The organism is Pelagimonas sp. KU-00592-HH (genome assembly GCF_040369695.1).
GTDB lineage: Bacteria > Pseudomonadota > Alphaproteobacteria > Rhodobacterales > Rhodobacteraceae > Shimia.
Genome location: NZ_BAABWM010000001.1, coordinates 1,208,891 through 1,223,196, shown reverse-complemented (window position 1 = coordinate 1,223,196; position 14,306 = coordinate 1,208,891). Strand labels below are relative to the sequence as shown.

The following is a 14,306-nucleotide window of genomic DNA, read 5'->3' as shown; positions in this document are numbered from 1 at the left end:
GGCGGGGCCTGTCTTATTCCGCGGCGATCTTGGAGTGGGCCGCCTGTAGAATGGCCGCGAGCTCGGGGCGGCATGAGCCGCAATTCGAGCCCGCTTCCAAAGCGATACCAATCTGTTCGACGGTCATCAGGTTCTGTGCGGTGATGGCATCGGTGATGGTGTTGATACCCACGTTGAAACAGGCGCAGACGGTTGCCCCGGGGTCGGGCTGATCGGCACCGGGGAAACCTGCAAGGACGGCGGTGTCCGCATCACCCAATCGGCCGGAAACCCAGCTGCGCGCCACGGAGACCGGGGTTGGCGACGCGAAAAGGGCGCCGACCAGTTGGCCATCCTGATGGAGGGCGACGCGGGCCGTGCCTTTCTTCGGGTCGATCACGCTGGAGACTTCGGCATCCGTGGCGGCGAACAGGGATCGCGCATAGGCCTCCCAGTCGTCGGGGATGGTGTTGTCGGCCAGTTCCGTGCGCCAGCCGCCGGAATGGCGGGCCTTGGCCCAGTAGGTGGTGTCGGGGTCGATCGACTGCGCCGAGATTGCGAACCCATACCAGGCCGGGTTCAGCGGTTCGATGTGCACACGGGCCGCCTTGGAATCGGGCTGGCCCGAGATGGCATCGGTCTGGTTGTTCACGAGGCTGCTGATGCGTCCGTTGCCGGTGTATTCCGACGTCCAGTGGATCGGTGCGAAAACGCTGCCCTGTTGTACGCGGTCCGTGACCAGCACACGCAGGATCGCCGAACCCTGCGGGGAAGAGGCACGGGCGAGCGAGGCCGGTGACAGGCCGATGGCCACCGCGTCTTGTGGGTGTACCTCGAGAAAAGGTTCGCCCATGTGGCTGTTCAGGCGCGGCGACTTGGCCGTGCGGGTCATGGTGTGCCATTGGTCGCGGATGCGGCCTGTGTTGAGGCGGAAGGTGTTTGCCGTTTCCGATGCGGCCGGCGATTGCGAGACCGCCAGCATGTTGGCGCGGCCGGAGGGGGTGAAGAACTTGCCATCGCTGAACATACGCGAGCTTTGGCTGTCTTTGGTGGGGATGGGCCAGCGCGTAGGCGCGAACAGCGCGTAGTCTTTGTCGCTCAGGTCGCTTAGTCCCGAAATGTCAAAATCACGTCCGTGGCCAGCGGCGAGACCGGAAAGCGCCGCGTATTCGCGGAAAATTTCCGCCGGGGTTTCGTAGGCGAAGGCATCCGCCCACCCCATGCGGCGGGCCACGTCGCTGATGATGTCCCAGTCGTGGCGGGAGTCTCCGACCGGCGCGGTGATCGGGCGCTGGCGCGAGATCATGCGTTCCGAATTTGTGACGGTGCCATCCTTTTCCCCCCAGCCGGTGGCCGGAAGCACCACATCGGCAAGGCGGGCGGTGTCGGTTGTGTTCGAGAGGTCGGAGACGACAACGAAGTCGCAGCCGGAGATGGCATCGCGCACGGCATCTGCATCGGGCATGGAAACCGCAGGGTTGGTGCACATGACCCAAAGCGCCTTGATGTCTCCGCGCCCGACGGCTTCGAAGAGATCGACAGCTTTCAGACCTGCGACCTCAGGCATGGCGGGGGCATCCCAGAAATCACGCACGGTCATGCGATGGGCCGGGTTTTCAATGTCGAGGTGGCAGGCAAGCATGTTGGCCAGACCGCCAACTTCGCGCCCGCCCATGGCGTTGGGCTGGCCGGTTACGCTGAACGGTCCCATGCCGGGCTTGCCGATGCGGCCGGTGGCCAGGTGGCAGTTCAGGATCGCGTTGACCTTGTCGGTCCCCTGCGAAGACTGGTTTACGCCCTGGCTGAAGATCGTAACGGTTTTTTCGGTACCGATCCAAAGGCTCAGGAAGCGCGTGATGTCTTCGTGGCGCAGGCCTGTGGCGGCTACGGAATCCGAGCTGGCGGCGTTGAGGGCGTCTTCGAAACCGGTGACGTGATTGGCAATGAATTCGCTGTCGAGGGCGCCTTGCTGGTGGATTTCCGACAGCAGGTGATTGAAAAGCGCGACATCGGTGCCGGGGGCGATTGGAAGGTGCAGATCGGCAATGTCGCAGGTCGCGGTGCGACGCGGGTCGATGTTGATGACCTTCATCGACGGGCGCGCCTTTTTGGCCGCGACAATGCGTTGATAGAGCACCGGGTGGCACCAGGCGAGGTTGGACCCGACAAGCGTGATCAGGTCGGCCTGTTCGAGATCTTCATAGATGCCGGGAACGGTATCGGTGCCGAAAGCGCGTTTGTGGCCAGCAACAGTCGAGGCCATGCAGAGACGGGAATTGGTGTCGATATTGGCCGAGCCGATGAAGCCTTTCATCAGCTTGTTGGCGACATAGTAATCTTCGGTCAGGAGTTGTCCGGAGACATAAAACGCGACGCTGTCGGGACCGTGTTTGGCGATGGTGTCCTTGAACCGGTGGGCGACAAGATCAAGCGCGCTGTCCCAGTCGGTGCTTTGTCCGTCCACTTGCGGTGCAAGGAGGCGGCCGTCGGGTGACAGAGTCTCTCCGAGAGCCGAGCCCTTCGAGCAGAGACGGCCCAGATTGGCAGGGTGTGCAGGGTCGCCCTTGATCTTGGGGTCGCCGGCATCGGATTGGGATGCCAGAACCCCGCAACCCACGCCACAATAGGGGCAGGTGGTGCAGACCGTTGTGCCAGCAGTAATGTCCGAAACGGCGGCGGGAAAGTCTGCACCGTCCATCATGCGGCGACCCGGTTGGAAAGTTGCGAAACGTCCAGAAGGATACGACCGTCAACAACGCGGGCGGCGTAGGTGTCGATCTGGCCTTCGTCCGCACCCTGTGCTTCGCCGGTTTCAAGGCTGAAAACCCAGTTGTGCAGTGGGCAGGTGACCTTGCGGTCGTGGACGATGCCTTCGGACAGCGGGCCGCCCTTGTGGGGGCAGCGGTCCGCTGTTGCAAAGACTTCGTTTTCTGCCGTCCGGAACACGGCGACGCAGCCAACCTTGGTTTTCACGATGCGGGCACCGCGCTCGGGGATGTCGTTGATGCTTCCGATGTCGAGCCAGGTCATTCTGCGGCCTCCAGTGTCAGATCAGCCAGCGGCGCATAGGTCGCGGCCTTTTGGGGTTGTGCGTGTTCGGCCCAAGGGTCCGTGCGATAGACGCTTTGCGAGAGGTCGAAGCGGGCGACGAGCGCCTTGCGGTTCTCGAGGTCGTCGACCACCTGTTCCTTGCACCAATCAAGGCCGACCTTGGCGACCCACTTGAACACGCGGTCGAGGTACTTGGCCTGTTCGCGGTAAAGCTGGGTAAAGGCCGTGATGATCTCGATCGCTTCTTCCTCGGTGTCGACCTTGGTCAGGGCTTCGGTTTCCTTGACCTCCATGCCGGCCGCGCCAGCCACAGAGATTTCGTAGCCGGAGTCGACACAGATGACGCCGATGTCCTTGCAGGTGGCTTCGGCGCAGTTGCGCGGGCAGCCGGAAACGCCGAGCTTGAGTTTGTGCGGTGTCCAGGACCCCCAGAGTTCCTTTTCCAGCTTGATGCCGAGGCCGGTGGAATCCTGGGTGGCGACGCGGCAATGGTCGGTGCCGACACAGGTCTTCACGGTGCGAAGGCCCTTGGAATAGGCGTGTCCCGAAACCATGCCTGCCTGATTGAGGTCATACCAGATTGCCGGGAGGTCTTCCTTGCGCACGCCGAGAAGGTCGATGCGCTGACCACCCGTTACCTTGACCGTTGGCACGTTATACTTGTCCGCAGCATCGGCAATGGCACGCAGTTCGTCCGGCGTGGTGACGCCGCCCCACATGCGGGGGACAACGGAATAGGTGCCGTCTTTCTGGATGTTGGCGTGGTTGCGTTCGTTCACGAAGCGTGATTGCGGATCGTCCTGATATTCCACGGGCCAGTCGGCGAGCAGGTAGTAGTTGATCGCCGGGCGGCAGACGTGGCAGCCATTGGGCGTGGACCAGCCCAGCTCCTGCCAGACCGCGGCCTGCGACTTGAGTTCCTGCGACTTGATCAGGCGGCGCACATCTTCGTGGCTGAGATCGGTGCAGCCGCAGACAGATTGTGCTGCGGGGATGACGAAATCATCGCCAAGCGTGGAGGCAAGCACCTGTTCGACCAGGCCGGTGCAGGTACCGCAAGATCCGCTGGCCTTGGTTTGGGCGCGCACGTCTTCGAGGGTCGTAGCACCGCCATTGATGGCGTCAACGATCTGACCTTTGCATACGCCGTTGCAGCCGCAGATTTCTGCGTCAGCCGGTAAGGCTGCAACGGCCGCCATAGGGTCCACGGCGGCTCCCCCCTGGTAGGCGGGGCCAAAGATCAGGGTGTCACGCATGTCCGAAACATCGGTGCCATCCTTGATGAGACCGAAGAACCAGCTACCGTCAGCGGTGTCGCCGTACATCACGGCACCGATCAGCCGGTCGTTTTCAAGGACCAAGCGCTTGTAGACACCGCGGGCGGGATCACGGAAGACGATGTCTTCGCGGCCTTCGGCATCGGCAAAGTCGCCTGCGCTGAAGAGGTCACATCCCGTTACCTTGAGCTTGGTGGAGACCTCCTTGTTCACGAAGGCGGCGTCTTCCTGCATGAGGGTCTTGGCGATGACCTTGGCCTGATCATAGAGCGGGGCGACGAGGCCGAAGATGGCACCGTTGTGCTCCACGCATTCCCCAACAGCGAGGATGTCGGGATCAGAGGTGACCATCTGGTCGTTGACGAGGATACCCTTGTCCGTGTCCAGGCCGACCGATTGTGCCAGCGCGACATTGGGGCGGATGCCCACGGCCATGACCAGAAGGTCACAGGGCAATTCCGTGCCGTCATCAAGTAGAAGCGCCTTGACCTTGCCATCCTCGCCAAGGATTTCCTTGGAGTTGGCCGAGCACATGACGGTGATGCCCTTGTCTACCAGAGCCTTGCGCAGCAGGTACCCGGCGGCTTCGTCCAGTTGGCGCTCCATCAGGTGGCCCATGATGTGCACGACAGTGACCTCGACCCCGCGCGCTTTCAGACCGGCGGCGGCTTCAAGCCCGAGAAGGCCGCCGCCGATCACCACGGCGCGGGCGCCGGGCTGCTCGGAAAGGGCGATCATGCGGTTGGTGTCTTCCAGATCGCGGTAGGCGATGACCCCGTCGAGATCATGTCCGGGAAGCGGGATGATGAACGGGTTCGAGCCGGTGCCGAACATCAGCTTGTCGTAGGCCAGCACATCGCCGTTTTCCGCAGTGACGGTCTTTGCCTGACGGTCGATCGACACGATACGCTCGCCGAACCGGCAGGTGACGCCGTTTTCCTCGTACCACTCGGCGGTATGGGTGACGATCTCTTCGAAGGTCTTCTCGCCGGAGAGGACGGGCGACAGCATGATGCGGTTGTAGTTGCCGCGCGGTTCCGCGTTGAACAGGGTGACGTCGTAGGCGTCGGGTGCCTGTTCGATAAGGTGCTCCAGTGCACGGCCCGAAGCCATGCCAGCACCAATGATGATCAGTTTCTTTTTCATGATTACTCCGCTGCCGTCTTGTAGGCGGCACTTGTCATCACGCCTGCAAGGGTCGTGTAGGCGGTTGTCCAGGCGGCTTCGGTTTCAGCGTCGAAATCGTCGCCCAGCCCGGTTTTGAGCGTGTAGAGCAGCGCTGCCCCCACGGGTTCATAGTCTTCAGCTTTCACACCGTATTCGACATGTTTGATCGCCAGTTGCTCGGCAACGGGTACGATCTTGTCCAGATCGCGCAGGCTATTTACGACCACGCCAAGGGTGGTCATCAGCTTCATGCCCTGTTCGTCTATGTCACCCGTGAAATAGGGCTTCACATTCGGGGCGATCTCGAACAGGCGCGCATAGAAAATCTCTGCGGCTTGTGCTGTGATCGGGGCGACCTTTTTGAAGCTGTCCTGGACCAATGCGATCTGGGTTTCTTCCATGTGTCTTACTCCGCTGCGATGGCTTTGCTTTCGGCCTTTGGCTTGGGCTTTGCGCCGTGTTCATACTCCTCGAGGAAGTCGAGCACTTCCTGGCGGAATTCGTAGTAGTCGGGGTGTTGCAGCAGGGCCTTGCGGCTGCGCGGACGCGGCAGGTCAACATCGACGATCTTGCCGATCGTGGCCTGCGGGCCGTTGGTCATCATGACAACGCGGTCAGCCAGAAGGATGGCTTCGTCGACGTCGTGCGTGACGCAGATCGCGGTTACCTTGGTGCGGTCCCAGACTTCCATGAGAACTTCCTGCAACTCCCAGCGGGTAAGGCTGTCGAGCATGCCGAAGGGTTCGTCCAGCAAGAGCAGTTTGGGGGAAAGGGCAAAGGCGCGGGCGATGCCGACGCGCTGCTTCATGCCGTTCGACATGGAGTGCGCGGGGCGGTCCATCGCGTCGCCCAAGCCAACGCGTTCGAGGTAGTATTCTACCACGTCCTGACGCTCTGCCTGGCTGGCGCGGGGATAGACCTTGTCGACGCCAATCGCCACGTTTTCCTTGGCGGTGAGCCAGGGGAAGAGGTTGGGGGATTGGAAGACCACCGCGCGTTCGGGATCAGCCCCGACAACGCCGCGACCATCAAGATTGATCACGCCTTTGGAAATCTCGTTCAATCCGGCGGCCATCGTGAGAACCGTCGATTTACCGCAGCCCGAGTGACCGATCAGCGAGATGAACTCGCCTTTTTCGAGCTTGAGATCGAAGTCTTCGACAACGGTCAGCGGGCCCTTGGGGGTCGGGTAGATCTTATGCAGCTGCGAGAACTCGAGATACTTGTCGGTCCGCGTGCTTTCCTTGGCCTTCACGTCGGCCTGAGCCTTGGGCAGGTTGTGGATGGCGGTGACATTGGGCAGTTCCTTGGTCACGTCGGCCTTGGCCTCGATCCCCACGTCCATCAGGTACTTGGTGATGTCGGCGCGCAGTTGCTTGAAGCCGTCGTGGTGGTTCATTTCCATCCGGTCGCGCGGGCGGGGAATGGACACGCGGAACTCTTCGCCCAGGGTGCCGTCCGGGTTCAGGGCGATGATGCGGTCGGCAAGGATGATGGCCTCGTCCACGTCATTGGTGATGAGAACGCAGGTTTTCTTGTCGGCCTGCCAGATCGCTTCGATCTCGTCCGCGAGATTGGCGCGGGTCAGGGCGTCAAGCGCCGAGAGCGGCTCGTCCAGCAGCAGAACCTCGGGGTTCATGGCGAGTGCACGGGCGACGTTCACGCGCTGGCGCATACCGCCCGACAGTTCGGCGGGGCGACGTGCGGTGGCGTGGGATAGGCCGACCATGTCGACATAGTGGGCAACCTTTTCGGCTTTCTCGGCCTTGGGCATGTTCGGGAAGACCGAGTCGAGCGCCAGGGAGACGTTGCCGTTGACCGTAAGCCAGGGCATGAGCGAGTAGCTTTGGAAGATGACACCGCGTTCAGGGCCGGGGCCGGTGATCGGTTGGCCCTTGAAGGTCGCAGCGCCGGTCGAAGGTTGTTCGAGGCCTGCCATCAGGTTGATCAGAGTGGTTTTGCCGGTGCCGGAGAAGCCCAGCAGAACCAGGAATTCGCCTTCCTCGACCTCGAGATTGATGTTTTTCAGGACCTCGGTGCGGGCTGTGCCCTCACCGAAGCTTTTGCTGACGTTGTCGAATTTCAGAATGCTCATTGCGATCACCGGTTCGAGCTGAAGGTGAAGAGCGACTGGATGGCGTACATCAGACGATCAAGCAGGAAGCCGATGATGCCGATGGTGAAGACGGCCACCATGATCTTGGCCAGCGAGCTGGACGAGCCGTTCTGGAATTCGTCCCAGACGAATTTGCCGAGACCGGGGTTCTGGGCCAGCATTTCGGCGGCGATCAGCACCATCCAGCCAACACCGAGCGACAGGCGCAGGCCGGTAAAGATAAGCGGCAGGGCAGAGGGCAGGACCAGCTTGGTGATCTTGGTCCAGGTGTTCATTTTCAGAACCTTGGAGACGTTCACCAGATCCTTGTCGATGGAGGCCACACCTAGGGAGGTGTTGATCAGGGTCGGCCAGAGCGAACACAGGGTCACGGTGATCGCCGAGTTCAGGAAGGATTTCGAGAACAGGCCGTCATCCACGGTGTAGGTCGCCGAGACAACCATCGTCACGATGGGCAGCCAGGCCAACGGGGAGACCGGTTTGAAGATCTGGATCAGGGGGTTGATGGCGGCGTTGGCGGTCAGGCTCAGACCTGCGAGGATGCCCAGCGGGATCGCGACAATCGAACCGATCAGGAAGCCGAAGAAGACGGTTTTGATCGAGGTCCAGATCTGATCGTAGTAGGACGGCGCGCCGGTGTAGGCGATGTTCTTGACCTTCTCGGGCTGGCCCTTCTCAATGTATTTCTGGTTGCGGGCTTCGAGGCGGTCATAGAATTTGGCCTCTTTCGCGGCCTTTGCCTGCGCGTCCTCGTGCAGGTTGACGGCTTCGGACCAGACCTGTGCCGGACCGGGAACCGCGCCGAGAGATGTTTGAACGGTGGGTGCGAGCGACCCCCACAGGAACAGGAAGGCACAGATCGCCAGCAGCGGAACTCCAAGCAGGCGCCAGATTTCCTTGACCTGGGCGCGCGGGTTGTCACCGGCGAGGGCTTTCAAAACGGGTGTGAGGAAGCTGAGGCCAAGGACCTGGAACCAGGTGTCGGCCTTGTTGATGCGGGTAAACAGACGGGCGCGGCGGGCTTCCCGTTCTGCGAAATCGGGATCTACGGTTGTCATGGGCTTGCTTTCTGTTGGGGGAGGCGCGGCTCCCGTCGCGGGGCGGGTCAGACCCGCTCGCTTGCCCTCCCCCTGTGAGGGGGAGGGAATTGTGGCTCGCTAGAGATCAGCCTTGGACCTCGGTGCCGACGACTTTCTGTTGGCCTTTCAGACCAATCGGCAGGCTGTCGAGGTAGGCGTTCGGGGTTTTGCCGTCATAGGCAATGCCGTCGATGATGTCTTCGGCCGGGGTCGGTGCCTTGTAGCCGTCGCTATCCCAGGGGAAGTCGGCTTCATTGGCGAGACCTTCTTCAACCAGGAGCTTGGCAGCTTCGAGGTAGATTTCGGGCTTGTAGACCGATTTGGCGACCTCGTCATACCAGCTGTCCGGCTTGGCCTCGGCGATTTGACCCCAGCGGCGCATCTGGGTCAGGTACCAGACGGCGTCCGAATAGAACGGGTAGGTCGCGTTGTAGCGGAAGAACACATTGAAGTCAGGAACTTCACGCTTGTCACCCTTTTCGTATTCGAAGGTGCCGGTCATCGAGTTGGCGATCACTTCATAGTCGGCGCCCACGTACTCCGGTTGCGACAGGATCTTCACGGCTTCGGGACGGTTGGCGTTGTCGTTCTCGTCAAGCCACATCGCGGCGCGGATCAGGGCCTTGACCACGGCGAGGGTGGTGTTCGGGTATTCTTCGGCGAATTCTGCGGTGATGCCGAAGACTTTCTCGGGGTTGTTTTTCCAGAGTTCGTAGTCGGTGATGACCGGAACGCCGATGCCTTTGAAGACGGCCTGCTGGTTCCAGGGCTCACCTACGCAGTAGCCGTAGATGGTGCCGGCTTCCATGGTGGCGGGCATTTGCGGCGGCGGGGTCACCGACAGGAGAACGTCTGCGCCGATCTGGCCGGTGATGTTTTCGGGGCTGTAGAAGCCGGGCTCGAGGCCACCAGCTGCGAGCCAGTAGCGCAGTTCATAGTTGTGGGTCGAAACCGGGAAAACCATGCCCATGTTGAAGGGCTTGCCTTCGGATTTGTACTTTTCGACAACCGGTGCGAGCGACTTGGCCGAGATCGGGTGGATCGGCTTGCCTTCGGCGTCATGGGGAATGTGCGGCTTCATCTCTTCCCAGATCTGGTTGGATACGGTGATGCCGTTTCCGTTCAGGTCCATCGAGAAGGGGGTGATGATGTGCGCCTCGGTACCGAAACCGATGGTGGCCGCCAGCGGCTGGCCTGCAAGCATGTGCGCGCCGTCGAGTTGGCCGTCGATCACACCATCCAGCAGCACTTTCCAGTTGGCTTGTGCTTCCAGCGTCACGAAGAGGCCTTCGTCGTCAAAGAAGCCCTGTTCATAGGCGACGGCCAGAGGTGCCATGTCGGTCAGCTTGATGAAGCCGAAGGTCAGTTCGTCTTTTTCGAGTTCCAGTTCTGCCATTGCGGGTGTGACCATCATGGTGGTCGCCGCGAGGATGGATGCAATCCGTTTCATGTGTCTTTCCTCGATGTGGCCCTGTTCGCGGGCGGTAAAAAAACAAAAAAGCCGCTGACGCACACTGCCCTTCGAAGGCAGCGGGTCGAGCGGCTTTGCTCAGCGTTCCCAAGTCTATGGGAGGAGGTGACAACGGAACGCCATTGCTCCGTCTTGGGACCATTAAGGCGATTGAAGTGTCGGCGAACAAGGTTGGGGGATGCTGCGAGTGCGAATTTAATGCTGCAATGCCGCAATGTGCGAGGGATTGCATAATTTTTAATCAACTCGTCTGGCTCGAGTCGAAGATTGCACCGTTGAAAAAGCGGTCCGGCTGAAGAATCAGGGTGCCCGCCTTGGAGGCCACAGGGGTTGGGACAGAGATTGCGCCTTCGACTTTTTGGGATGCGCCGGGCATTTCCGCGCCGGTTGAGGCCAGGTGTTTTCTGTAGAGGTCGGAGCGGAAGACGTCCGATGCGGCCTTTGCGGCTTGCACGCGGTCCAGTCCGAAGCGCGTTGCCATGCGGTTGCCGATCCAGGCGGCCTGGGATTTCCACGGGAAGCTTGCCGCGCCTTCGAAAAAGCCGATCATGCGCGGAACACGGCGGGTTTCGCCTCGCTGCGAGATCACCATCTGCCCGGACAGGGCGCGTTCGATGATTTCCGCGCTGACCCCGAGGTATTCCGGCCACGACAGCACTTCGGCAATCGTCGACAGTTTGGTTGGATCACCCAGCCAGCGACCCGCTTTCCAGACCGCCCGCATAAGGCGCCCCGTCAGATCCTGTTCGGCTTCGGCCCAGTCATGGCGCACGGCCAGAACTTTTTCCGGAGCGAATTGCCAGATCGACTGGCCCGGCAGAATGAGTTCTCCATGTCCGTTTTCGACGGCAATGGACCCCCAAGGTTCACCGACGCAGAAGGCGTCAATTTCACCGGCCGCGATGGCCTGCGACATTAGCGGTGGGGGGATGGTGCGCACATCGAGGCCCTGCGGCGAGGGTAAGCCGATGCTGTCGAGCCAGTAGTACAGGAGTTCGGCGTGCATCGAAAACGGGAAGGGAACACCGATCCGGATGTCCTTGTTTAAGGCGGAAAGGGCCTGACCGGTTGTTGTGGCGTCGAGGAAATCGAGCCGAGCGCCGTTTGCCATGAGGTCCTGGGCCATCTCGCGAGAGACGCCGATGACGTTGCCGTTGATGGACAGAACGCACAGGGCATCAAAGCGCGTGGCCATTCCGCCGAGGCCGAGGGCCATTGCAATCGGAACCGGTGACAGCATATGCGCCGCTTCGATCTGGCCAAGCGCCAAGCGGTCCCGCAGGGTCGACCATGAAGGTGCGCCTTGAAGCGACAGGTCGAGCCCCTCTTCTTCTGCAAAGCCCAGTTCCCGCGCGATGACGAGGGGGGCGGCATCGACAAGGGGCATGAAGCCGACGTTCAGTGAAACCGTCCTCATGACAAAAGCTCCGCCGCAGTGACGAGGGCCTGGGCGACATCGACAAGCTTTTTCCCCTGATCCATCGCGGTCTTGCGGATCAGGGCATAGGCTTCGTCTTCGCCAATGCCGCGGTTGCGCATGACGATACCTTTTGCGCGGTCGATGATCTTGCGTTCTTCGAGGGCGCGTTTTGTTGCCTCGAGTTCGGTGCGCATGCGCTGGAAGACGTGAAACCGTGCAATGGCCGCATCCATGACCGGTTTGATCCGGTCGGCGCGCAACCCGTCTACGACATAGGCCGAAACACCGGCGTCGATGGCGGCCTTGGTCAGGCTGTCGTCGGAGCGGTCCACGAACATGGCGACGGGCCGGTCTAAGGGAGAGGAGGCGAGCGCCAGTTCTTCGAGCGTGTCGCGGGACGGGTTGGCGACATCAACCAGAACAATATCCGGGTCGAACTCGGCCACAAAGCGGGCAAGGCCGGTTGGTTCCGACAGAACCCGGATCTCGTGAGCGCCGGTTTCCAGAATGCTGTCAACGATGGCTTCGGCGCGATCCTTGTCCTGTTCGACAATGATTATGGAAAGAGATTCTGGCACGGCCCCGTTCTTGCCCCGCTTGTTCGCACGCTACGAGGCTAATGAGAGGAGCTGGGTGGTACCAGAGGTTCCGCTGCGATGCAGCATTCCCTTTCCGGAAATGTCTGAAATTTTAGGCGATCTGCTTGCTGGATGAGCGATTCTGAATCGCTAGATACAGCGCCCTCCGTCGACCTCCATGCAGGTTCCGGTGATCATCGAAGCTTCGTCCGAACTCAGGAAACAGGCGGCATTGCCCATGTCTTCAGGAGTGGAAAAACGTCCAATCGGAATTGTCGACAGGAACTTGCGGCGCATTTCGGGGGTGTCTTCCCCCATGAAGGACTTGAGCAGCGGGGTTTCCCCTGCCACCGGATTCAGGGCGTTTACGCGGATGCCAAAGGGGGCGAGTTCCACGGCCATGGTCTTGGTTGCGGTGTTCATCCATCCCTTCGAGGCGTTGTACCAGTTGAGGTTGGGACGCGGGCTGATGCCTGCGGTCGAGGCGACGTTGAGGATGGCCCCTTCGCCACGGGATTTCATCAATGGCACGAGATGGCGAGCCGTCAGGTAGACCGATTTGCAGTTCACGGCGAACACGGTGTCGAAGTCTTCTTCGCTGATAGTGTCCAGCGGTGCTGGCAGGTGGGTGACGCCCGCGTTGTTGACCAGAATGTCGACCTTTCCCCAGGCCGATTGGGCCGCGCCGATCATGGTGCGCACGCTGATGTTGTCGGCGACATCAACTTCTTGCGCCAAACCCCCGACCTCGGCAGCCATGTCTTGCGCCGCTTCGGCATTGATGTCCGCGATCATGACGGTGGCACCTTCGGCCACGAATTTCCGTACGATGCCCGCACCAAAGCCGGAAGCTCCGCCAGTGACGATGGCGGTCTTGTTCTCTAGTCTCACGATGTTCCTCCCTTGCGATCCGTTTCTCGGATCGTCTTGTGATTTCAGGCTAGGGGCTGTCGCGGCTTGTGGGAAGGAAAACATGGAAGGGCGGCCCGTTGGACCGCCCGCAACCTCTTCAGCCTTTCAGGAAGGACGGGCGCATCCCGGTATCCGGTTCAACGCCCATGCGCTCAAGGATCGTGGCGGCGATGCCAAGCTGGCTCAGGACCGTGTCGCCATCAGGGCCTTCTGCATCCCCGAAATAGTAGAAGGCGACATCCCGCATGATGTCTTCGGTGCCACCGTGGTGTTTGTCGGCGTTCATGCCGTGGTCAGCGGTGACCATGACCTCGTAGCCAAGTTCACGCCATGTCGGGACCGCGCGGGACAGGGCGTTGTCGATCATCCAGACCTGAAAGTGATACTCGGCGCTGGTGCCGCCATAGGTGTGGCCAAGGGTGTCCGCCGCGCATGTGTGCAGCAGCAGGTAGTCAGGCTGGTGGGCTTCGGCGAGGATCGTCATCTGCGCGCAGAGGTCGATTTCGGCGGGGGCAACGGCGTTGACCGGTCCATAGCCCTCCATCGAGTAGAAACGGGCGTGCTGGATGTCGGTGTCGGGATCGTGGTGTTCGATGGAACGCAGCCGATCCCAGGGGCGATCGACATAGAGGCGGTGATAGTATTCCTGGGCAACGGCAGCCGTGGTCTTGCCCGCGGACCGCGCAAGCGAGAAGACATTGGCCGAGGTCGATGCGCGCATGCCTTCGTTCGAGGCGATGCCGTGTTCGTGCGGCCATAGTCCGGTGTGAATGGTCTCGTACATCGGTCCGGACAGCGTAGGCAGGGCCGTCTGCATCTTCCAGCGCCGCGCCTGACCAAGTTCGACGGCGCCTTCGAGGTAGCCGCATTGGGACAGGGCAGCGTTGTAGCCAGTGCCGTCCATGATGACGAGGATGACTTTTCGATCCATTTGCGCGTTCCTTTTCGAGCTTCTTCCTGAAGAATGAATGGCGAGTGTGTTTTCCGGCTGGCCTAACTGCGACAGACCAGCCGTTTTCGTGCCGTGCGCTAGAGAATTTGGATGAAGAATTTGTGTCATGGGCGGGTGATTTCATCAATTGAGGGTGTTTTTTGCTATTAGGATTAAAATTTTAATGGCTTGCACTTGCTTATCGATGGCTTGCCTTTGCGCCGTACGTAACCGTCGGAGAATCGCTTGTTGATTGGAGAGGGGCAGGCTATTTCGGCCAGTCTTTTGCTCCGCCGAAAGGGACTCCTTTCAGGGCGATCGTGTT

General features: G+C 60.8%; 11 protein-coding genes. All 11 read right to left on the bottom strand.

Annotation, left to right across the window (positions count from 1 at the left end; genetic code table 11):
- Window positions 1-13: 13 nt before the first annotated feature.
- Window positions 14-2,677: a molybdopterin-dependent oxidoreductase gene (locus ABWV42_RS05915; RefSeq protein WP_353339521.1), complete on the bottom strand. Its 2,664-nt coding sequence runs from the start codon at window positions 2,675-2,677 to the stop codon at window positions 14-16.
- A complete protein-coding gene (gene nirD / locus ABWV42_RS05910) occupies window positions 2,677-3,009 on the bottom strand; it encodes a nitrite reductase small subunit NirD (RefSeq protein ID WP_353339286.1) in 333 nt (110 codons plus the stop codon). Before nirD ends, ABWV42_RS05915 begins: the two co-directional genes overlap by 1 nt.
- On the bottom strand, window positions 3,006-5,453 hold the full coding sequence (nirB, locus tag ABWV42_RS05905) for a nitrite reductase large subunit NirB (RefSeq protein ID WP_353339285.1): 2,448 nt from the start codon (window positions 5,451-5,453) through the stop codon (window positions 3,006-3,008). The genes nirD and nirB overlap by 4 nt, the downstream gene beginning before the upstream one ends.
- 2 nt (window positions 5,454-5,455) lie before the next feature.
- Complete coding sequence (locus tag ABWV42_RS05900; protein ID WP_353339284.1) at window positions 5,456-5,875, bottom strand: globin family protein; 420 nt, start codon at window positions 5,873-5,875, stop codon at window positions 5,456-5,458.
- Window positions 5,876-5,880: 5 nt separating this feature from the next.
- On the bottom strand, window positions 5,881-7,569 hold the full coding sequence (locus ABWV42_RS05895; protein ID WP_353339283.1) for an ABC transporter ATP-binding protein: 1,689 nt from the start codon (window positions 7,567-7,569) through the stop codon (window positions 5,881-5,883).
- Window positions 7,570-7,574: 5 nt separating this feature from the next.
- Window positions 7,575-8,648 carry an ABC transporter permease gene (locus ABWV42_RS05890; RefSeq protein ID WP_255107471.1) on the bottom strand — a complete coding sequence of 358 codons (1,074 nt, stop codon included), beginning with the start codon at window positions 8,646-8,648 and terminating at the stop codon, window positions 7,575-7,577.
- A 106-nt stretch (window positions 8,649-8,754) separates the two neighbouring features.
- Window positions 8,755-10,119: a CmpA/NrtA family ABC transporter substrate-binding protein gene (locus ABWV42_RS05885; protein WP_255107469.1), complete on the bottom strand. Its 1,365-nt coding sequence runs from the start codon at window positions 10,117-10,119 to the stop codon at window positions 8,755-8,757.
- 262 nt (window positions 10,120-10,381) lie between these two features.
- Window positions 10,382-11,557 (bottom strand): CmpA/NrtA family ABC transporter substrate-binding protein, encoded by a 1,176-nt coding sequence (locus tag ABWV42_RS05880; RefSeq protein WP_353339282.1) that lies wholly within the window; start codon window positions 11,555-11,557, stop codon window positions 10,382-10,384.
- A complete protein-coding gene (locus tag ABWV42_RS05875) occupies window positions 11,554-12,138 on the bottom strand; it encodes an ANTAR domain-containing response regulator (protein WP_255107465.1) in 585 nt (194 codons plus the stop codon). The genes ABWV42_RS05880 and ABWV42_RS05875 overlap by 4 nt, the downstream gene beginning before the upstream one ends.
- 150 nt (window positions 12,139-12,288) lie before the next feature.
- Window positions 12,289-13,029 carry an SDR family oxidoreductase gene (locus ABWV42_RS05870; protein WP_353339281.1) on the bottom strand — a complete coding sequence of 247 codons (741 nt, stop codon included), beginning with the start codon at window positions 13,027-13,029 and terminating at the stop codon, window positions 12,289-12,291.
- Between the two features lie 118 nt (window positions 13,030-13,147).
- Window positions 13,148-13,981 (bottom strand): alkaline phosphatase family protein, encoded by an 834-nt coding sequence (locus ABWV42_RS05865; protein ID WP_353339280.1) that lies wholly within the window; start codon window positions 13,979-13,981, stop codon window positions 13,148-13,150.
- Window positions 13,982-14,306: the final 325 nt, after the last annotated feature.